This is a genomic window from Novosphingobium sp. Leaf2 (genome assembly GCF_001421325.1).
Taxonomy (GTDB): Bacteria; Pseudomonadota; Alphaproteobacteria; order Sphingomonadales; family Sphingomonadaceae; genus Novosphingobium.
Genome location: NZ_LMJY01000017.1, coordinates 35,588 through 54,642, shown reverse-complemented (window position 1 = coordinate 54,642; position 19,055 = coordinate 35,588). Strand labels below are relative to the sequence as shown.

General features: G+C 64.6%; 18 protein-coding genes and 1 pseudogene. 10 read left to right on the top strand and 9 right to left on the bottom strand.

Annotated features, from left to right (window positions below):
* Positions 1-27 precede the first annotated feature (27 nt).
* From ASE49_RS11900 to ASE49_RS11890, 3 genes are read right to left on the bottom strand one after another with little or no spacing between them, the layout of a single operon-like run.
* Positions 28-561 (bottom strand): LptA/OstA family protein, encoded by a 534-nt coding sequence (locus ASE49_RS11900; RefSeq protein WP_056772534.1) that lies wholly within the window; start codon positions 559-561, stop codon positions 28-30.
* On the bottom strand, positions 558-1,205 hold the full coding sequence (gene lptC / locus ASE49_RS11895; protein ID WP_056772530.1) for an LPS export ABC transporter periplasmic protein LptC: 648 nt from the start codon (positions 1,203-1,205) through the stop codon (positions 558-560). The genes ASE49_RS11900 and lptC overlap by 4 nt, the downstream gene beginning before the upstream one ends.
* A 28-nt stretch (positions 1,206-1,233) precedes the next feature.
* Positions 1,234-1,857 carry a ribonuclease D gene (locus ASE49_RS11890; RefSeq protein WP_056772528.1) on the bottom strand — a complete coding sequence of 208 codons (624 nt, stop codon included), beginning with the start codon at positions 1,855-1,857 and terminating at the stop codon, positions 1,234-1,236.
* Between the two features lie 93 nt (positions 1,858-1,950).
* On the opposite strand from ASE49_RS11890, the gene ung reads away from it, so the two are divergent.
* Positions 1,951-2,640 (top strand): uracil-DNA glycosylase, encoded by a 690-nt coding sequence (ung, locus tag ASE49_RS11885; protein ID WP_056772523.1) that lies wholly within the window; start codon positions 1,951-1,953, stop codon positions 2,638-2,640.
* Between the two features lie 34 nt (positions 2,641-2,674).
* Here the strand turns inward: ung and ASE49_RS11880 are convergent, their stop codons facing one another.
* From ASE49_RS11880 to ASE49_RS11865, 4 genes are all read right to left on the bottom strand, one after another.
* Positions 2,675-4,108 (bottom strand): glutamate synthase subunit beta, encoded by a 1,434-nt coding sequence (locus tag ASE49_RS11880; protein ID WP_056772518.1) that lies wholly within the window; start codon positions 4,106-4,108, stop codon positions 2,675-2,677.
* Between the two features lie 19 nt (positions 4,109-4,127).
* Positions 4,128-8,765 (bottom strand): glutamate synthase large subunit, encoded by a 4,638-nt coding sequence (gltB, locus tag ASE49_RS11875; protein WP_056772513.1) that lies wholly within the window; start codon positions 8,763-8,765, stop codon positions 4,128-4,130.
* A 264-nt stretch (positions 8,766-9,029) separates the two neighbouring features.
* Positions 9,030-10,748: a hypothetical protein gene (locus ASE49_RS11870; protein WP_056772509.1), complete on the bottom strand. Its 1,719-nt coding sequence runs from the start codon at positions 10,746-10,748 to the stop codon at positions 9,030-9,032.
* 46 nt (positions 10,749-10,794) lie between these two features.
* Positions 10,795-12,036 carry a TIGR04063 family PEP-CTERM/XrtA system glycosyltransferase gene (locus ASE49_RS11865; protein WP_056772506.1) on the bottom strand — a complete coding sequence of 414 codons (1,242 nt, stop codon included), beginning with the start codon at positions 12,034-12,036 and terminating at the stop codon, positions 10,795-10,797.
* Positions 12,037-12,099: 63 nt separating this feature from the next.
* Here ASE49_RS11865 and ASE49_RS11860 point away from each other — a divergent pair, with 63 nt between their 5' ends.
* The 3 genes from ASE49_RS11860 (at position 12,100) to ctrA (ending at position 14,611) form a co-directional block, all read left to right on the top strand.
* Positions 12,100-12,309 carry a hypothetical protein gene (locus tag ASE49_RS11860; RefSeq protein WP_056772502.1) on the top strand — a complete coding sequence of 70 codons (210 nt, stop codon included), beginning with the start codon at positions 12,100-12,102 and terminating at the stop codon, positions 12,307-12,309.
* Positions 12,302-13,663 (top strand): putative O-glycosylation ligase, exosortase A system-associated, encoded by a 1,362-nt coding sequence (locus ASE49_RS11855; protein WP_056772499.1) that lies wholly within the window; start codon positions 12,302-12,304, stop codon positions 13,661-13,663. Before ASE49_RS11860 ends, ASE49_RS11855 begins: the two co-directional genes overlap by 8 nt.
* Before the next feature lie 252 nt (positions 13,664-13,915).
* Entirely contained in the window at positions 13,916-14,611 is a 696-nt protein-coding gene (gene ctrA / locus ASE49_RS11850; RefSeq protein WP_008832472.1) for a response regulator transcription factor CtrA, read from the top strand.
* Positions 14,612-14,691: 80 nt separating this feature from the next.
* On the opposite strand, the gene ASE49_RS11845 is transcribed toward ctrA, so the two are convergent.
* Together ASE49_RS11845 and ASE49_RS11840 are read right to left on the bottom strand one after the other, a co-directional pair.
* A complete protein-coding gene (locus tag ASE49_RS11845) occupies positions 14,692-15,390 on the bottom strand; it encodes an LrgB family protein (RefSeq protein WP_056772496.1) in 699 nt (232 codons plus the stop codon).
* The gene (locus ASE49_RS11840) at positions 15,387-15,743 is read right to left on the bottom strand and encodes a CidA/LrgA family protein (RefSeq protein ID WP_056772492.1); all 357 of its coding nucleotides are present in this window, start codon (positions 15,741-15,743) and stop codon (positions 15,387-15,389) included. Before ASE49_RS11840 ends, ASE49_RS11845 begins: the two co-directional genes overlap by 4 nt.
* 115 nt (positions 15,744-15,858) lie before the next feature.
* Between ASE49_RS11840 and trmB the strand changes: the two genes are divergently transcribed.
* The 6 genes and pseudogenes from trmB to ASE49_RS17830 all read left to right on the top strand — a co-directional run.
* A complete protein-coding gene (gene trmB, locus ASE49_RS11835) occupies positions 15,859-16,575 on the top strand; it encodes a tRNA (guanine(46)-N(7))-methyltransferase TrmB (RefSeq protein ID WP_056773198.1) in 717 nt (238 codons plus the stop codon).
* Between the two features lie 128 nt (positions 16,576-16,703).
* Positions 16,704-16,907: an Arm DNA-binding domain-containing protein gene (locus ASE49_RS18770; protein ID WP_235522966.1), complete on the top strand. Its 204-nt coding sequence runs from the start codon at positions 16,704-16,706 to the stop codon at positions 16,905-16,907.
* Positions 16,908-16,948: 41 nt separating this feature from the next.
* Positions 16,949-17,956, top strand: a complete 1,008-nt coding sequence (locus ASE49_RS11830; protein ID WP_235522965.1) for a tyrosine-type recombinase/integrase — start codon at positions 16,949-16,951, stop codon at positions 17,954-17,956.
* 17 nt (positions 17,957-17,973) lie between these two features.
* Complete coding sequence (locus ASE49_RS11825; protein WP_056772489.1) at positions 17,974-18,342, top strand: type II toxin-antitoxin system RelE/ParE family toxin; 369 nt, start codon at positions 17,974-17,976, stop codon at positions 18,340-18,342.
* Position 18,343: 1 nt separating this feature from the next.
* On the top strand, positions 18,344-18,718 hold the full coding sequence (locus ASE49_RS11820; protein ID WP_082456443.1) for an XRE family transcriptional regulator: 375 nt from the start codon (positions 18,344-18,346) through the stop codon (positions 18,716-18,718).
* A 120-nt stretch (positions 18,719-18,838) separates the two neighbouring features.
* Positions 18,839-18,946: pseudogene (locus ASE49_RS17830) on the top strand (very short patch repair endonuclease); the annotation flags it as partial.
* Positions 18,947-19,055: the final 109 nt, after the last annotated feature.

Here is a 19,055-nt window from a genome sequence, read left to right as displayed (position 1 = left end):
CGTGCCGTTTGCGGCTGAGGACTGAGGTTACTTGTTGGTGTTCTGCTTGGGCACGCTGAAGGTGCCCGAGACCCGCCCGCCCGGTCCGCTGGAGGCGGAGGAAATGCCGCTGTTCAAATCCACCACCAGCCGGCCGCCGCGCAGCGTGTCGCCATTAGCGCGCTTGACGGTGGCATTGCCCGTCATGGTGATGATCCGCTTGTTGAAATCGTACACCCCCACATCACCGGCAGCGGTTTCGCCGGGCCGGGTGACAGAAACGCCGCCGCTGGCGGTGATGCGCTGGATCTGCATCTGGCCCTGGTTGGTAAAGTTCACCACCGTGCGCGCCGCCTGCAGGCGCAGTTCGGCCTGCTTCACATCGACGTTTCCGGACAGGATCACCCGATCCTGCTTGTCCTGCAGTTCGATTCGGTCAGCCGAGTAATCAACCGGCGCATTGGAATTGTGGCCGCTGATCGCCTGCGCCTCGCCTTGGGGCAGCGCCGCAAACGCGGCCAGGCCCAGCACCGGAACAGTGATGGCGGCACGCAAGGTAAGTTTGTGGGCAAGGCGCGTCATTTGGGTATCCTCATCTGGCCGGGCGTCATGCGCAGATGCGCTCTCCCATCCAGGATCACGGTGCGGTTTTCAAGGTCCGCGTGCATGGAGTTCGCACTGAACGTGCCGGTCGGAACCGTGCCGTTCACACCGCCTTCGCCCACCGCCGTCTTCTTCTTGACGTCGATCTGCACGTTGCGGGTGATCATGCGATACCCGTCCGGTGCGCTGAAATTGACAGGGCCGTTTATGGCGATCTGGTCCGTATCGTAGTTATAGGCACCGTTTGGCGCGACCAGGTTGGCCGGACCGTCGTTCAGGTTCATCTGCGCCTTGAGGCCGATCATCTGGACGATCGGTGTGGCCGCAGTCTGCTGCACGGCGGTGCCGGCGGTTACCGTGAAATCCCGGTTGTCATTGTCCTTGCCGCGATAGGCCGCATCGTCAGCCCGCAGCCGTTCGTTGGTGATCGCCACTTTCTTGCGGTCAAGCAGGAAGCTCACTTCGCCGCGCGGTGACAGCGGCACCAGGATCATGATCGCGGCTACAAGCCCGATTCCCATCGGCAGCAGCTTGCCCAGCACCGCCACCAGCCGATCGTGCGAGCCGCCGGGCGCGGCGAAGTGCCGGCGGCGGTCACGGATCTGTTGGGCATTGCTGGACATGGTGGCTGGGAAACTCCGGTGATCGCGATCAGGCTGCCGCGTGGCTGAAAATGTCGTGGTCGGGCCACCCGGCCAGGTCGAGCCGCGCGCGCGCGGGCAGGAAATCGAAGCAGGCCTGCGCCAGCGCGGTGCGCTGTTCGCGAGCCAGACGGTCAACCAGAATGGTGTGCATCGCATGCAGATAGCGCACGTCGGATGCGGCGTAATCCTTCTGCGCGTCGGTGAGTTCCTTCGCGCCCCAGTCGCTCGACTGCTGCTGCTTGGACACTTCCTTGCCCAGCAGTTCGCGCACCAGATCCTTCAGGCCATGACGATCGGTATACGTGCGCACCAGCTTGCTGGCGATCTTGGTGCAGAACACCGGCCCGGCGGTGACGCCAAGGTAATGTTCTATCGCGGCCAGATCGAAGCGCGCAAAATGATACAGCTTGAGCCGCGCGGGATCGGCCAGCACCGCCTTCAGGTTGGGCGCGCCATAGCTGCTACCGGGCGCGAAGCGGACGAGATGTTCGTCCCCCCTGCCATCCGATATCTGCACCAGGCACAGCCGGTCACGCGGGGTGATGAGGCCCATCGTCTCGGTGTCGATTGCGACGGGGCCCGGGGCGAGCACGCCGGCGGGAAGATCTTCTTCGTGGAGATGGACAGCCATGATCTGAAAATGCTTAGGGACTGGCTGGATATTCCGCAATGGCGTGCGCGTTTGCGCCTTCGGTTTTAGCGCAATTTTGCAAAAGAGGACGGCATGACGGCAACACCGCAGGACCAGCCGGTTCCCGCCAGTTGGGCGGGCGCCCTGAAAGACGCGCTCGCCAGTCCTCAAGCGCGCCAGCTGGGCGGCTGGCTCAAGGCGGAGGAAGCGGCGGGCAAGCGCATCTACCCCCCGCGCGGCAGCCGCCTGCGCGCACTGGAACTGACCGCGCTGGAGGACGTGCGGGTGGTGATCCTGGGGCAGGATCCGTATCACGGCGCGGGCCAGGCGCATGGCCTGGCGTTTTCGGTGCAGCACGGCGTGCGGGTGCCGCCATCGTTGGTGAACATCTACAAGGAGCTTGCCACCGATTGCGGCGTCGTCGCTCCTCCACACGGCAATCTGGAACACTGGGCGCGCCAGGGCGTGCTGCTGCTCAACAACGCGCTGACCGTGGAGGACGGGCAGGCCGGTTCGCACCAGAACCGCGGCTGGGAAGCGATCACCGATGCGGCGATCGCCACCGTCGCCGCCAAGCCCGAGCCTTGCGTGTTCCTGTTATGGGGCAGCCACGCCCAGAAAAAGGCGATGAGCGTGCCGGGCCTTGCCCACAGCCATCACCTGGTGCTGAGCGCGCCGCACCCCAGTCCGCTATCGGCGCACCGGGGCTTTTTCGGCAGCCGGCATTTCAGCAAGGCCAATGCGTTCCTGGCCAAGCACGGGCGCGGCACGATCGACTGGTAAGGGCGGGGAACGCCCCCAGCCCTTACCCCCGCGATCAGCGCGGCAGCAGGCTGGCGCCCATCAGCGCTTCATCCACAGAGCGGGCGCACTGGCGCCCCTCACGGATCGCCCAGACCACCAGTGACTGGCCGCGCCGCATATCCCCGCACGACCAGATCTTCTCGTCGCTCGTCTGGTAGCGCAGCACATCGGCCTTGACGTTGCCGCGTGCATCCAGATCCACGCCCGACTGGTCGATCATGCCGGCCTTGCGCGGGCCCATGAAGCCCATCGCCAGGAAGATCATGTCGGCCTTGAGCGTGAATTCGCTGCCGGGCACTTCGTGCATGCGGCCGTCTTTCCATTCGACCCGCACACATTCCAGGCCCTTGACGTCGTTGTCGCCCACCACGCGCTTGGTCAGCACCGCCCAGTCGCGCTCGGCGCCTTCCTCGTGGCTGGAGGACGTACGCAGCTTGAGCGGCCAGAACGGCCAGGACAGCGCCTTGTCTTCCTTTTCGGGCGGACGCGGCATGATTTCCAGCTGGGTGACGGAGGCCGCGCCCTGGCGGTTGGAGGTGCCCACGCAGTCCGATCCGGTATCGCCGCCGCCAATGACGATGACATGCTTGCCCGCAGCGCTCAGCGTGCCGCGCGGTGCGGCGCGCAGTTCATCGTCGCCCGCATTGCGCTTGTTCTGCTGGGTCAGGAATTCCATCGCGAAGCGCACGCCAGGCAATTCGAAGCCGGGGATGTCCAGCGGGCGCGGGTCTTCTGCACCGCCGGCGAACACCACCGCATCGAAGTTTTCCTTCAGCGAGGCAACCGATACCGTCACGCCGACTTCGACCGAGGTGCGGAATTCGACGCCTTCGGCCATCATCTGCACCATCCGGCGATTGATGAGGTGCTTCTCCAGCTTGAAGTCCGGGATGCCGTAACGCATCAGGCCGCCCACGCGGTCGTTCTTCTCGAACACGGTGACTGCATGGCCGGCGCGCGCCAGCTGCTGCGCGCAAGCCATGCCGGCAGGCCCGGAACCGACGACAGCCACCGACTTGCCGGTGCGCTGCTTGGCGGGCTGGGGGGTTACCCAGCCTTCCTGCCACCCCTTGTCGATGATCGCGCATTCCACCGACTTGATGGTGACGGGTGCATCGATGATGTTGAGCGTGCACGCCGCCTCGCACGGAGCGGGGCAGATCCGACCGGTAAACTCGGGGAAGTTGTTGGTCTGGTGCAGCATGTCCAGCGCGTTGCGGAAATCGTCCTCGTAGACGAGGTGATTCCAGTCCGGGATCAGGTTGTTGACCGGACAGCCGGTGTGGCAATGCGGCACGCCGCAGTTCATGCAGCGCGAGGCCTGGCCCTGCAGCGTCTCCTTGGAAAGCGGGACGACGAATTCTTTGTAGGTCTTCAGCCGATCCTCGACCGGACCGTACGTGCGGTCCTGACGGTCGAGTTCGAGGAAGCCGGTTTCCTTGCCCATGATGATACGATCCTAAATCTTATTCCGCCGCGACAGACGCGGCTTCGAGGCGCTCGGCCTCCTGCTGGCGCAAGGCCTTGGCGTAATCGCGCGGCATCACTTTCACGAACCGGCCCAAGGTATTGGTCCAGTCGTCCAGCAGCGCCCGGGCCCGCTTCGAGCCGGTGTGCAGGTGATGACGTTCGAGCAGGATGCGCAGGCGGTCTGCGTCGTGACGCAGCGGGTCGCCCATGCCAAGGTCGGTGACCGACACGGTGCGCTGCTGCGGCCGGCCGGTGCCGTCCTCCTCGTCCTTCTCGGCCGCGATCGGCAACAGGTCCACCATCGCCGGGTTGACCAGCTTCGTGAACTCGCCGTCCTCGTCATAGACATAGGCGATGCCGCCGGACATTCCGGCCGCAAAGTTGCGCCCGGTCTTGCCCAGCACCGTCACGACGCCGCCGGTCATGTATTCGCAGCCATGATCGCCGCACCCTTCGACAACCGCGATCGCGCCCGAGTTGCGCACCGCGAATCGCTCCCCGCCCACGCCGTTGAAGAACGCCTCGCCGGAAATCGCGCCATACAGCACGGTGTTGCCCACGATGATGTTCTGCAGCGGGTCACGATTGACGTGGCCCGGCTGGCGCACGATCACCCGTCCACCTGACAGGCCCTTGCCGACGTAGTCGTTGGCATCGCCCGTCAGGTCGAGCGTGACGCCGTGGGCAAGCCAGGCGCCGAAGCTTTGCCCGGCAACACCGGTCAGCTTCACGTTGATCGTGTTGTCCGGCAGGCCGGCGTGGCCGTACCGACGCGCCACTTCGCCCGACAGCATCGCACCCACCGTGCGGTTGACGTTGATGACGCTCTTTTCGATGCGCACCGGCTGGCGGCTTTCCAGCGCGTCTGACGCTGCTGCGATCAGTTCGTTATCGAGCGCGTTTTCCAGCCCGTGGTCCTGCGTTTCGCTCCAGTTGAGCGAAGGGCTGTCGCCCAGCGGCGCCTGGTACAGCACCTTGGACAGATCGACGCCCTTGGCCTTCCAGTGCTGGACGGCCTTCTTCATGTTCAGGCGATCGACCCGTCCCACCATTTCGGGAATGGTGCGGAAGCCCAGCTCGGCCATGATCGCGCGCAGTTCTTCCGCCACGAAGAAGAAGTAGTTGATCACGTGTTCGGGCTGGCCGGTGAAGCGCGAGCGCAGCACCGGGTCCTGCGTGGCGACGCCGACCGGGCAGGTGTTCAAGTGGCACTTGCGCATCATAATGCACCCGGCTGCGATCAGCGGCGCGGTGGCGAAGCCGAACTCGTCCGCGCCCAGCAATGCCGCCACGGCCACGTCGCGCCCGGTGCGCAGGCCGCCGTCTGCCTGCACCACTACGCGGCTGCGCAGGTTGTTGAGCAGCAGCGTCTGCTGGGTTTCGGCTAGGCCGATTTCCCACGGACTGCCGGCGTGCGTCAGCGAGGTGAGCGGCGATGCGCCGGTCCCGCCTTCGTAGCCGGCGATGGTGATATGGTCCGCCCGCGCCTTGGAAACGCCGGCAGCCACGGTACCCACGCCCACTTCGGACACCAGCTTGACCGAAACGCGCGCCTTGGGGTTCACGTTCTTGAGGTCGTGGATGAGCTGGGCGATGTCTTCGATTGAATAGATGTCATGGTGCGGGGGCGGGCTGATGAGGCCCACGCCCGGCGTCGAATGCCGGGTCGCGCCAATCGTCCGGTCCACCTTGTCGCCGGGCAGCTGGCCGCCTTCGCCGGGCTTCGCGCCCTGCGCCATCTTGATCTGGATGTCGTCCGCGTTGACCAGATACTCTGTCGTCACGCCAAAGCGCCCGGAGGCCACCTGCTTGATCGACGAGCGCATCGAATCGCCGTTTTCCAGCGGCGTGAAGCGGCGCGGATCCTCGCCGCCTTCGCCCGTGTTGGACTTGCCGCCGATCCGGTTCATCGCCAGCGCCAGCGTGGTGTGCGCCTCCCAGCTGATCGAGCCATAGCTCATCGCGCCGGTAGCGAAACGCTTGACGATTTCGCTAGCCGGCTCGACCTCGTCCAGCGGGATCGACTTGCCGGGCACGAATTCCATCAGGCCCCGGATCGTGAGCATGCGCTCCGACTGGTCGTTGATGGTCTGCGCGAATTCGCGGTACTTTTCAGGGATGTTGCCGCGCACGGCGTGCTGCAGCAGGCCGATGTTGGTGCTGGTCCAGGCGTGTTCCTCGCCGCGCACGCGCGCGCCGTAGATGCCGCCCACGTCGAGCATGTTGGCATAGACCGGGTCATCGCCGTACGCGGCGGCATGGCGGCGCACCGTTTCCTCGGCGATCTCGGCAAGACCTGCGCCTTCGATCGTGGTTGCGGTGCCGCCAAAGTAGGAGTCCACGAACGCGGTCGACAAGCCCACCGCATCGAAGATCTGCGCGCCGCAGTACGACTGGTAGGTGGAGATGCCCATCTTGGACATCACCTTGCGAATGCCCTTGCCGATCGCATAGACATAGTTCTTGGCGGCCTGCTCGGCGGTGACCGGCAGGTTCTTGCGCACCCGCAGCGCCTCGATCGTCTCCAGCGCCAGGTAGGGGTTGATCGCTTCCGCGCCATAGCCCGCAAGCGCGCAGAAGTGATGCACTTCGCGCGCTTCGCCGGTTTCCACCACCAGGCCGGTCTGCATCCGCAAGCCTTGGCGCACCAGATGCTGGTGCACCGCCGCCGTCGCCAGCAGCGCGGGCATCGCGATCCGGTCAGGCCCTTGCGCCCGGTCGGACAGGATCAGGATGTTCTTGTCGGCCAGCACCGCTTCGGTGGCGGCCCAGCACATTTCTTTGATCGCCATTTCCAGCCCGGCCGCGCCGCTGCCTGCGTCCCAGGTGATGTCGATCGTGCCGGTGCGGAACGCCCCGTCCAGCGCGGCTTCCACCGAGCGGATCTTGGCAAGGCCAAGGTCGGTCAGGATCGGCTGGCTGACTTCCAGGCGCTTGTGCGTGCCCGCGTCATGACCCAGCAGGTTGGGGCGCGGGCCGACCATGGTGACCAGACTCATCACCAGTTCCTCGCGGATCGGGTCGATCGGCGGGTTAGTGACCTGGGCGAAGTTCTGCTTGAAATAGTCGTACAGCAGGCGCGACTTGGACGACAGCACCGGGATCGGCGTGTCGGTGCCCATCGACCCCAGCGGATCGTCGGCGTTGAGCGCCATCGGCTCCAGGAAGCGGGTGATGTCTTCCTGGGTATAGCCGAACGCTTGCTGGCGATCGAGCAGCGTGCCGGTGGGCGTTGGCAGTTCGGCCAGTTCCGGTTCGATCACGTCGAGATCGGCCAGCTTGTACTGCGCCTGATCGAGCCACTTTTCGTAAGGCTCAGCCTGCGCCAGCTTGGTCTTGATCTCTTCGTCCTCGATGATGCGACCTTCCTCGAAGTCGATCAGCAGCATGCGGCCGGGCTGCAGACGCCACTTGCGCACGATGTTGTCTTCCTTGATCGGCAGCACCCCGCTTTCCGATGCCATGACGCACAAGTCGTCGTCGGTAACCAGGAAGCGCGCAGGGCGCAGGCCGTTGCGGTCCAGCGTGGCGCCGATCTGGCGGCCATCGGTGAACGCCACGGCGGCAGGGCCGTCCCACGGCTCCATCAAGGCGGCGTGGTATTCGTAGAACGCCCGGCGTTCGGGCGTCATCAGCGGATTGCCCGACCATGCTTCCGGGATGAGGATCATCATCGCGTGCACGAGGCTGTACCCGCCCGCGATCAGCAGTTCGAGCGCGTTATCAAGGCAGGCAGTATCCGACTGGCCGTGCGGGATCAGCGGCCACATCTTGTCGAGATCGGCGCCCAGCAGCTCGGATTCCATGGTGCGGCGGCGCGCGTTCATCCAGTTCACGTTGCCGCGAACGGTGTTGATCTCGCCGTTGTGCGCCATGAAACGGAACGGGTGCGCCAGCTTCCAGCTGGGGAACGTGTTGGTCGAAAAACGCTGGTGAACAAGGCCGAGCGCCGACACGAATTCCGGGTTGCGCAAATCGTCGTAGAACGAGCCGACCTGCGTTGCCAGCAACAGCCCCTTGTACACGATCGTGCGGCTGGAAAAGCTGGGCATGTACAGCTCGGTCAGGCCGGGCATGTCATGCTTTTGCGCCAGCGCGGCCAGCGGGTTCTGGGTCTGCTTGCGGATCGCCAGGATCTTGCGCTCGAACGCATCCTGATCGGCGCAATTCTCGCCCCGGCCCACGAAGCACTGGCGGATGACCGGCATGGATTCCAGCACGGTCTTGCCCAAACCATCGAGCGTGACGGGCACATCGCGCCAGCCGATGAGGGCCTGTCCTTCCTTCTTGATGAACTTTTCGAAGATTGCCACGATCACATCGCGCGCGGCATCGTCCTGCGGCAGGAAGCACATCGCCACCGCATAATCGCCCGGCGGCGGCAGCTGCACGCCGGTCTCCGCAGCCCAGGTGCGGAAAAGCTGGTCCGGCAGCTGCGTCAGGATACCCGCGCCATCGCCCAGCAACGGGTCGGCGCCCACCGCACCACGGTGGTCGATGTTTTTCAAAATCTCCAGGGCCTGGGTAATGATCGCATGGTTTTTCTGGCCCTTGATATGGGCAACGAAGCCCACGCCGCAGGCATCGTGTTCATTACGCGCATCATAAAGGCCTTGGGGCTTAGGAAATCCCATCGATAGAACCCATCCTGTCATCTTTTTACCGGGGCCTACCGGCGCGCCTGCGGATCGCGCACGAATCGTGCGCAAACCCCACGCGTTTTAGTGACCCCAAAGGTCCCCATGACGATTGTGAGACGTTTTTGCAATGGCGAAGCGGCCTATCGGCGCAGGATGGTGACGGCCGGAGCGCCGCTTCAGGCAATTTTATTATAGAAAAACCCCGCTCGACCAGGCCGAGCGGGGTTTTCAGATTATCGGGGCAAAACCGTCTGACCGTCAGGCAGCGCCGCTCATGCGCTGCAGGGTAGCGAGCGCAGCGCGCAGCGCGCTCTCAGTATCGCCAGTATCGGGCCGTTCGGGCGCATCGAAGGGGCGGGTCTGCAACGTTGCAGCCGGATCATCAGGGGTCACGTCGTCATCAGCGGCGGCGGTCTCTGGCGGAGCGGCGTCGTTCTCGTCCGGTGTCTCGAAACGCAGGACGGAAGCGCGCGGCCCGGCGTTGCGGGACAAGTTGAGGAGCGATGCGTAGCCCTGGTCGAGCGTCTCGCCCGCTTCAGCCGGTACTTCATCAGCCTCGTCCTCGGGCCATGCCGCTGCGGCAAACGCGGCATTGCGCGAAAACGGGCTGCTGGGGAAGGCGATGGCATCGGTGGGGGTGTCGCGCGGGATCGCAGCCAGGCCGATATGGCGCGGCGCGGCCTGCGCGGCGAAGGAACTACCGCCCTCGCCCTGGCCATCGTCGGTGGGGATAGAGCGCAGCGCAGATGGCACCGCGGGTGGGGGCGGCGCGAACGTCGCTTCCGCCGACCGGGCGTCTGCGGCGCGCCTGGATGCCTCACGGCGCTGAGCCATCGCCAACGCAAGGCGCTCCAGCAATTCCACCGGCGACAGATCGTCCAGATCGGCCTCGGCGATGCGGCGACCGGTATTGCTGGCAGCCGGCGCGTCGTCAGCATGATCTGCAGGAAAGGCCAGGGCCTCACCCTCGGCAGCTTTCGGGTCCGTCGTCTCCGGCACGAAAGGCTGCTCAGCCAGGTGCGGCGTCTCGGCCACGGGTTCGGATACGGGCCCGGCGTGGTCACCGCGCGGCAGACGCGGCAGGAGGCGGAAGCCTGGCTCGTTGGCGTCTCGTGCAGCGCGCTCAGCAGGCTGGGCGCGATCCTCTTGGTCGCCAGCCGAACCGGCAATGCGCGCATAGGCTGCGAACAGGCGGCTTGGGCCAGACTGCACGGACTCCTGCACGGACTCCTGCACGGACTCCTGCGCGGGCTCAACGTCGTTCTCATCGTGGGCCGGCTCGGCCTGATCACGCGTGGCATCGTCAAGCGCGGACTTAAAGACCTGCGCGCCGCTGGGCGGCTGGGTGTTGAACGTCACTATGGCAGGCTCGTGCGCTGGTTCATGCCACGCGGTTTCGGCATCCAGCCAGGCTGGCAGCGTTACGTCATCGTCCGCATCTTCGGAAAAGTCATGTGCAGCAGGGCGCGGACGAAACGGCGATTCGTCTACGGGCGCGGCATCGAAGCTGTTGATGTCGAACTCGGCAACGTCGAGGATCTGCGGCGCAGTGCCGGGCAAGGGCACGGGCTCGGCATAATCGGGAGCGACATCCTCGACCCTGGCTGTCAGGCCGCGGCGACGGCGCGGGGCTTCCGGCTCGGCCACGGCGACAACGTCGGTGTCGATGAGCGTGGCTTCATCTGCCACCACCTTGGTCCGGCCGGACAAGCGGCGCGCCAGAACGGCGCCGATCGCCGCGCCCAGCCCGGTTGCCAGCAGGGCCATCAGGATGCGCGTGGTCGTGCCCAGCGGCGGCGCTGCCATCGGGATGACCTTGTGCAGGCCGGTCGCCAGCACCAGCCGCTCGACGACGGCAGGGCCGATCGCCAGGCTGGCAAGCCCCAGCAGGGCGCCACACCACAGCGCCGCGATCGCGGGGAACAGGGGATGGCGGGTGATCGGCTGGTCTGCGCCGTTGCGCTTGGTCTCGGCCACTGAAGGTACCCCGTATTAGCCTTGGCGGACTCGGGCGGGAGCAGCCTTACGCGGCGGCTCCAAGCTGTCCTTGATCTGCCGGTGCTGCCAGCATTTGGTAAACGACTGGATAACGACGGGCATTGTGCGCCCAATCGTGGCCGTTTTCCACGTGTTTGCGGCCCGCGTCCCGGTATGCAGGCCACTGTGCGCGCGATTCGAGCAACCGGGCAAGCGATTCGGCGCAGGCTGCCGGATCGTCCGGCGCGAACAACACGCCGGTCAGCCCGTCGGTGATCAATTCACGGTGCCCGCCCACATCGCTGGCGGCGACCAGCTTGCCCTGCGCCATCGCCTCCAACGGCTTGAGCGGCGTCACCAGATCAGTCAGGCGGCTTTTCTTGCGGGGGTACGCCATCACGTCGCACAGTGCATAATACCGATCGACCTCGTGATGCGGCACGCGGCCCACGAAGCGAATCGCCGCCGCCACCGGCGATGCCGCCGCCTGCGCGCGCAAAGCATCTTCCTTCGGGCCGCCACCCACCATCAGCAGGCGCGCGCGTGGCTGGCGTGCAATCAGTGCGGGCATTGCCGCGATCAGCACGTCCAGCCCCTCGTAATCGTAGAAGCTGCCGATGAAGCCGATGACGGGACACGGGCCGTCCGCATCGACGAAGCCAAGTTGCGCAGCCAGCGCCGCGTCACGCGGCAAGGGCGCGCCGAACAGCGCCAGATCGACACCGTTGGGCGTTACCGTGATCTTGCTTTCAGGAATGCCCCGGGTGGCCAGATCGGCGCGCAACCCCTCGCAGATGGTGACGACAGCATCAGCCTTGCGCACCACGTGCGTTTCCAGCAGCCGGGTGAGGCGATATTTCAGCGAGTTTTCGGTGCCGGTGCCGTTGCCTACCGCCGCATCCTCCCAGAACGCGCGGATTTCGTACACCAGCGGAATGCCGTACCGCCGAGCAACGCGCAGCGCCGCCTGCCCGCACAGCACCGGGGAATGGGCGTGGATGACATCGGGTCGCCACTGCGCCACGACTTTGTCGATACCGGCCGCGAACACGCCGATCTCGCGCCATTCGCGCAGGCCCGGCGGCCCTGATGCCTTGCCGCCCGCGCGGTGGAAAAGCAGGCCGTCATGCTCCTCGACCACGCCGTCGCCCTCGTTGTAGCGCGGCCCGGTCACCGCGCGCACGTCCAGGCCCAGCGCCTGCTGCGCCTTGAGGATCGCGCGCGTGCGAAAGGTGTAGCCGCTGTGGATCGGCAGCGAATGGTCGAGCACGTGAAGAATGCGGGTCATGGATTTTCCTAACCCGGCAAGGCTTAACGCGCCGTCAACCCCGCTGCTATAGCGCAGGGCTCGATGGTCGATATCCTTGCCCTTGCCATATCGCATGCCTTGCTGCTGATCGCGGCGTGGCGACTGCTGTGGCGGCCGGAACTGGACGTGGAAGGTGCAACCGCCGCCGAACCGCGCAAGGTGCGGCGCGGTATAGGTACGGCCATGCGCACCGGGCAGGAACAGCAAAGCGATTCGCCCGCTTCCGATACGGACCCGCGCCGCGATGATTAACCTGGCGCTCACCGCGTTCTTCGTGGCGCTGATCCTGCTGGGCCTCAAACGCCCGTTCCTGTGGGTACTGTGCTACCTGTACGTCGATATCGTCGCGCCGCAGATCCTGTCCTGGGGATTTCTTACCCAGATCCCCACGTCGCTGATTGCCTTCGCCGCCGCGTTTCTGGGCTGGCTGATGTTCGATGACAAACGCGATTCGCGCTTCACCTGGCGCCAAGGGCTGCTGGCAGTTCTGCTGGGCTATTGTGCGATCACGACCCTGCTCGCCGATTATCCGGTTGAGGCGCTGACGAAGTGGTCCTGGGTGTGGAAAGCGCTGGTCTTTGCGATCTTCCTGCCCTTCACCTTGCGCACCCGCCTGCGCATCGAGGCGGTGGCGCTGTTCATGGTGCTGTCCGCCAGCGCGCTGATCATCGATGGTGGCCTCAAGACCGCGATGGGCGGCGGTGGCTACGGCTCGCTGATCATCTTCGTGGAGAACAACACCGGACTGTACGAAGGCTCGATCCTGTCCTGCGTGGCGATCGCGCTGATCCCGGTGGCACTGTGGCTGGCGAAATACGGTACGATCTTCCCGGCCGACTGGCGCGTGTGGACGTTCACCATCGCGCTGATCTTCGCCTGCTCGCTGATCCCGGTCGGCACCCAGGCGCGCACCGGCCTGATCTGCCTTGCCCTGCTGTGCGCGCTGTATCTGCGCACCTCCAGGCACCGCCTCCTGATCGCGATCGGCGCGCCCCTTGCCATACTGATCGCGGTGCCGTTCCTGCCCGCCTCCTATCTGGCGCGGATGAACACGATCGAGGACCACCAGGGCGACAAGTCCGCCGGCACCCGCATCGGCGTGTGGAAATGGACGATGGGCTACGCGAAGGAACACCCCTTCGGCGGCGGCTTCGAAGTCTATCTATCCAGCAAAGTCAACTACGATACGGTGGCGACGCAGACCGCCGGCAGCAACACGATCGTCACCCGCACCAACGTGGTGGAGGAAGGCCGCGCGTTCCATTCCAGCTATTTCGAGATGCTGGGCGAACAAGGCTATCCGGGCCTTGCCTTGTGGCTGCTGCTTCAGGGATCGGGCCTGGTCCAGATGGAAATGATTCGCCGCCGCTGGAAGGCCCGCACTGGGCCGGACGAGGCCTGGGTGGCGCCGCTGGCGGTATCGCTGCAACTGGCGCAAGTGGTCTATCTGGTCGGCTCGCTGTTCGTGGGCATCGCCTTCCAGCCTTTCATCCTCATGCTGATCGGCCTGCAGTGCGGATTGTGGAGCTACCTCAAGCGCATTTCCGCCCCAACCCGCGCGCCGCGTAAGGCCTTGCGCACCATGCAGGCCGCGCCCGCACGCTGAACTTCAGCTGGTCGCAAATGGTTTGCGCTTTGTTTGCGGGCATCCTTAACATTAACCAGCTGCCCCCGTTCTGATTGCAGACGGCGCGGTTCGCGTGCCGTCACGCTTGAATACTCGCAAGAATTATTACGGGAATTTCCTGCGTTTACGGCAAATTAACCTTTAACCTTCATTGGTCATATGGTTAATACACGGCAAGGTCCGCATGGTGGCGAGAGCGCTGCGGGCACGGGGAAAGAAGGATACTGACCCATGCGAGTGCTGCTGATCGAGGACGAACCGACCACGGCCCGGGCTATCGAGCTCATGCTGACGGCGGAAGGCTTCAATGTCTACTCCACCGATCTGGGCGAAGAGGGCCTCGATCTGGGCAAGCTGTACGATTACGATATCATCCTGCTGGACCTCAACCTGCCCGACATGCACGGTTATGACGTGCTCAAGAAGCTGCGCGTCGCCAAAGTGCAGACGCCGGTGCTGATCCTGTCCGGTATTTCGGAAATGGACAGCAAGGTCCGCTCATTCGGCTTCGGCGCTGACGATTACGTCACCAAGCCCTTCCATCGCGAAGAACTGATCGCCCGCATCCACGCCGTGGTGCGCCGGTCCAAGGGCCATTCCCAGTCGGTCATCCGCACCGGCAAGCTGGTCACCAACCTTGATGCCAAGACGGTCGAAGTCGATGGCGCCCGCGTCCACCTGACCGGCAAGGAATACGCGATGCTGGAACTGCTCAGCTTGCGCAAGGGCACCACGCTCACCAAGGAAATGTTCCTCAACCACCTGTACGGCGGGATGGACGAACCGGAACTCAAGATCATCGACGTGTTCATCTGCAAGCTGCGCAAGAAGCTGGCTCATGCCTGCGGCGGCGCCAACTATATCGAAACGGTGTGGGGCCGCGGCTACGTTCTGCGCGATCCGGACGAGGCCGCCGAAGCCGCCTGATCTGGCTGAAAACACCCTGCACCCCTTGCAGGATCATGACGGCCTGCCCCCTGTGGGCGGGCCGTTTTGCTTGGGCTGCACTAGACCAGCAGGGCCAGGATCGAAAGCAGCGCCGCCGTCAGCACCGCGTTAAGCGCCATGCCCAGGCTCGCCATCGCACCGGCCGTCTCGTCCACCTGGAACGCGCGCGCTGCCCCCACCCCGTGGGCGGCCACGCCCACCGCGAACCCGCGGGCCCGATAGTCGCGCACGCCCACCGCGTTCAGCAGCGGCGTTGCGATCATTGCCCCGATCACGCCGGCAAACAACACGATCACTGCTGCCAGCGAGGGTATGCCGCCGATCTGCCCGGCGATGTCCATCGCCACCGGCGTCGTGGTAGCGCGCGGCGCGATGGAGGCCAGAATGGGGCGCGGCGCACCCAGCAGCGCCATGATGCCCACCGCGCTGACGATCGAGGTGATAGCGCCGGCCCCCAGCGCAAGGGTGACCGGCACGGCCAAGTGGCGAATGCGGGCCCGTTCGCGCCAGATCGGCACCGCCAGCCCCACAACCGCCGGGCCCAGCAGGAAGCTGAGCGGCACGGTCGCTGCTCGATAGGTCGCATAAGGCGTGCCGCTCACCAGCAGCAGGGCGATCAGCACGGGCGTCGACCACAGTACCGGATGGCACAGCGGATGGCGGCCAGAGCGTCTGGACAGCACATCGAAGCCTGCGAACACGCCCACCGTCGCGGCAAGCCACAGCAACGGCGTGGTAAGCAACGGTGCGCCGCTCATGCCACGTCTTCTTCGGAAAAGCGCCGCACGGCCCAGCGAAACACCAGCGCCGTAACTATCATGGTCAGCGCCGTGGATACCACCGTCGCGGCCACCAGCGCCAGTCCATAGCGCGACAGCACCGCGCCCTGCTCCATCACGCCAACCGCAGCCGGCACGAACATCAGCGTCAGATGCGCGGTCAACCACGCGGTCACTACCGTCAACGCCGGGCGTTCGCGGCGGCGTACGGACAGCCAGATCAGCAGCAGGACCATGCCGACCACCGCGCCCGGCAGCGGCACGCCGGTCAGGCGGTGCAAGGCCTCACCGGAAAGCTGGCAGGCAAGCAGCAGGAAAATGGCGTTCAGCATGGTTGACGCTTAAGCAGGGCATGGGCGTGGCTGGCAATCGCCTTTCGCGTTGCCAAGGCGCAGCGTGCGTGCCGTGCATTGACCGGCGCGCGGCGCAATGCCAGTGGCCGCCGTCATGACTGCATACAAATCCGGCGATCCGACCACGCTGAATCGCCTTTACGGGCGCGCCAAGGGCAAGCCCCTGCGCGCAGCCCAGCAAGGGTTGGTCGATACCCTGCTGCCCAGGATTGCGATGCCGGCGGAGGGCCCGATCACCGCCAGAGCCCTGTTCGGAGACGACCGCCCGCTCCACTTCGAAATCGGCTTCGGCGGCGGCGAACACATGGCCGCACGAGCCGACATGCTGCCCGATCACGGCTTCATCGGCGCGGAGCCGTTCCTTAACGGCGTTGCCCAGGCGCTTACGCACGTGAGCGGTGACAATGGCGCCCATCCGCCGATCGGCAACGTGCGCATTCATCACGGCGATGCGCTGGAAGTGCTGGCGCGAATCCCGGACGGCGCGCTGTCCTTCCTGTACCTGCTGCACCCGGACCCCTGGCCCAAGGCGCGCCATGCCAAGCGGCGGATGGTGAACGATGGTCCGGTGGATATGTTTGCAGCGAAACTCAAGCCCGGCGGCGAGTTCCGGTTCGGCACCGATCATGCCGTGTACCTGCGCCACGCGCTGATGGTCATGCAACGCCACACCCATCAGTTCGCATGGCTGGCCCAGCACCCGCGTGACTTCCAGGTCCGCCCCGGCGGCTGGCCCGAGACTCGCTACGAAACCAAGGCACGCACCGTGTACGGGCATGAGGTCTGGTACTTCCGATATCGGCGGATTTAGAGCGAGGTCGTTTCACAAAAACGATGTATTTCAAGTATGTTAGCTACGCTATCGTGCGAAGCGATATCCGGCCATATCCGTCACGGTGATTGCACGGTGATTACATTTTTGGTACCTGAGGTATCGCTATGGCCACCGGAAAAATCACCAAGAGGACCCTAGACGCGCTCCAAACCGGCGAGGTCGAAGGCTTTCTGTGGGATGAGGATCTGAAGGGCTTCGGCTTAAGGACGACGTCCTCCGGATCGGCCTCGTATGTGCTGCAATATCGAATGGGCGGCCGCGAATCGAAGACTCGCCGTTATACCATCGGAGGCCATGGTTCGCCGTGACGCCGGCGACAGCCCGTGCAGAGGCAGGGCGGCTGCTATTGTTGGTCGGCCAGGGCATCGATCCTGTTGAAGCCGACAAGCAGCGGCGTCGGGAGGCTGTCGATCTCGCCTTTTCAAACTACGCCGATCACTTCGGCAAAGCGTGCAAGGGACGTGGTTGGAAGACGCTCGTCCAACGATCATTGCGGCTCCATGTGCAGCCGGTTCTCCGCGACAAACCGTTGCCGACGATCAGGCGCGCCGATGTCGTATCGGTGTTTGATCGCATGCCCGACGAGCAGGCCGCCAATCGGCGGAACGTGTTTGCGGTGCTCCGGCGCCTCTTCAAATGGGCCGTGAGCCGGGGCGATCTTCAGAACAGCCCGATGGAGGGGATGGAGACGCCCCCGCCGGTCAAGCCACGCGATCGATGGCTTAGCGACGCGGAGCTCAAAAGAATCTGGAACCAGGCCCCGAAGTGCCACCGCTGCTTCGGCCCGATCGTTCGCCTGCTGATCGTGACCGGCCAACGGCGCGAAGAGGTAGCCGGCCTGCAATGGGAAGAACTGGATCGAACGGAGCGCGAGTGGCGTCTGCCGGGTGAGCGCACCAAGAACGGAGAGCCAAGCACCGTACCGCTCAACGGCCTCGCGATCGCGGAGTTGGATGAGGTCGCGAAGGGCGATCGATGGCCACGTCGGGGACGCGTTTTTCCGACGTCGAGCGGTGCTGGCTTCACCGCCTATTCGAAGGGCAAAAACAAGCTCGACAAGCTCATCGCCGAGGACGGAGGCGACCCTCTGCCGCAGTGGCGCCTCCATGACCTGCGGCGAACGCTGGCGACCGGCTTCCAACGACTGGGCGTCCGGTTCGAGGTGACGGAAGCCGTGCTGAACCACGTCGGCGGATCGCGTTCGGGCGTGGCGGGGGTCTATCAGCGCCATGATTGGAGGAATGAAAAGCGGGACGCGCTGAATATCTGGAGCGGCCATATATCCAAGCTCCTTGCCAAAGCCGATGCGGCCGACCGAGCCACACCGGCTCGTCCGCACCAATCATTGACAACATAGCTTAGGAGCTATATTTAGTGCCTTGGAATGTTGAGTTCGATGATCTGTTCGAGGATGAGTTCGAGGCGCTTGCCGAGGATGTCCAGGACGCCTTGCTGGCGGCTGCCAAGCTCCTGATCGACTATGGCCCACAGCTTGGGCGCCCCCATGCGGATACCCTTAAAGGGTCGAAGCATGCCAACATGAAGGAGCTGCGTTTCGAGGGCGGCGACGGCGAATGGCGAGCTGCCTTCGCGTTCGATCCGAAACGCAAGGCGATCATTCTTGTCGCCGGCGATAAGTCCGGCGGCAGCGAGAAGCGCTTCTACAAGCAACTCATCGCGAAGGCCGACCTTCGATTTTCCGCACATGCGGAAAGATTGAAGGCCACGCAGAAGGGAAAATAAGATGGGCCGAAACCTGAACGATGTCATTGCCGACCTTCCGGTCGAGCGACAGGAGCGCGTCGAAGCCCGCTATCAGGAACTGCGCCAGGAAGTTGAGGGATTGCGCGAGCTGCGGCAGATCGCGGGCAAGGCCCAGGCCGATATGGCGACCGCCCTGAATATCAAGCAGCCGTCGGTGTCCAAAATCGAAAAGCAGACGGACATGTATCTGTCGACGTTGCGAAACTATGTCGAGGCGGTCGGCGGCAAGCTGGAATTGGTCGTCAAGCTTCCCGAGAGGCCGGAACTGCACCTTCACAACCTTGGTGAGATCCTGGAGCAAAGTGCCGTCGCTGTCCGAACCAAATCCCGCCGAAGAGTTGCTGCTGCGTCCTGACGCCAGTTGCACATGAAATGCATGGCCGCACGTTGTGAGCATCACGCTCAATATCGAGAGGACCACGGATGGATCGGCTGACGGTTACGGCCCGCAGCCGGGTGATGGCAAAAGGTCCGGGAAACAAACACCAAGCCCGAGCGGATCGTTCGTCAGGCGGCCCATCGAGTCGGACTGCGGTTCAGACTGCATCGCCGTGACCTCCCCGGAACTCCGGATTGTGGATAGGTGTCGAAGCGTGACTCCGCCAGAATCCAAATAGGGCATTGTAAAAGCGAACAAAACTGAGACCTTAGAGGGGTCGCGATCGGCGCCGATTGGGACCCCCGAAAAAGTT

Excerpts from the sequence above, each read along its gene's own strand:
- ASE49_RS11900 (WP_056772534.1), bottom strand. The coding sequence starts at position 561 with ATGACGCGCCTTGCCCACAAACTTACCTTGCGTGCCGCCATCACTGTT.
- lptC (WP_056772530.1), bottom strand. The coding sequence starts at position 1,205 with ATGTCCAGCAATGCCCAACAGATCCGTGACCGCCGCCGGCACTTCGCC.
- ASE49_RS11890 (WP_056772528.1), bottom strand. The coding sequence starts at position 1,857 with ATGGCTGTCCATCTCCACGAAGAAGATCTTCCCGCCGGCGTGCTCGCC.
- ung (WP_056772523.1), top strand. The coding sequence starts at position 1,951 with ATGACGGCAACACCGCAGGACCAGCCGGTTCCCGCCAGTTGGGCGGGC.
- ASE49_RS11880 (WP_056772518.1), bottom strand. The coding sequence starts at position 4,108 with ATGGGCAAGGAAACCGGCTTCCTCGAACTCGACCGTCAGGACCGCACG.
- gltB (WP_056772513.1), bottom strand. The coding sequence starts at position 8,765 with ATGGGATTTCCTAAGCCCCAAGGCCTTTATGATGCGCGTAATGAACAC.
- ASE49_RS11865 (WP_056772506.1), bottom strand. The coding sequence starts at position 12,036 with ATGACCCGCATTCTTCACGTGCTCGACCATTCGCTGCCGATCCACAGC.
- ASE49_RS11860 (WP_056772502.1), top strand. The coding sequence starts at position 12,100 with ATGGTCGATATCCTTGCCCTTGCCATATCGCATGCCTTGCTGCTGATC.
- ASE49_RS11855 (WP_056772499.1), top strand. The coding sequence starts at position 12,302 with ATGATTAACCTGGCGCTCACCGCGTTCTTCGTGGCGCTGATCCTGCTG.
- ctrA (WP_008832472.1), top strand. The coding sequence starts at position 13,916 with ATGCGAGTGCTGCTGATCGAGGACGAACCGACCACGGCCCGGGCTATC.
- ASE49_RS11845 (WP_056772496.1), bottom strand. The coding sequence starts at position 15,390 with ATGAGCGGCGCACCGTTGCTTACCACGCCGTTGCTGTGGCTTGCCGCG.
- ASE49_RS11840 (WP_056772492.1), bottom strand. The coding sequence starts at position 15,743 with ATGCTGAACGCCATTTTCCTGCTGCTTGCCTGCCAGCTTTCCGGTGAG.
- trmB (WP_056773198.1), top strand. The coding sequence starts at position 15,859 with ATGACTGCATACAAATCCGGCGATCCGACCACGCTGAATCGCCTTTAC.
- ASE49_RS18770 (WP_235522966.1), top strand. The coding sequence starts at position 16,704 with ATGGCCACCGGAAAAATCACCAAGAGGACCCTAGACGCGCTCCAAACC.
- ASE49_RS11820 (WP_082456443.1), top strand. The coding sequence starts at position 18,344 with ATGGGCCGAAACCTGAACGATGTCATTGCCGACCTTCCGGTCGAGCGA.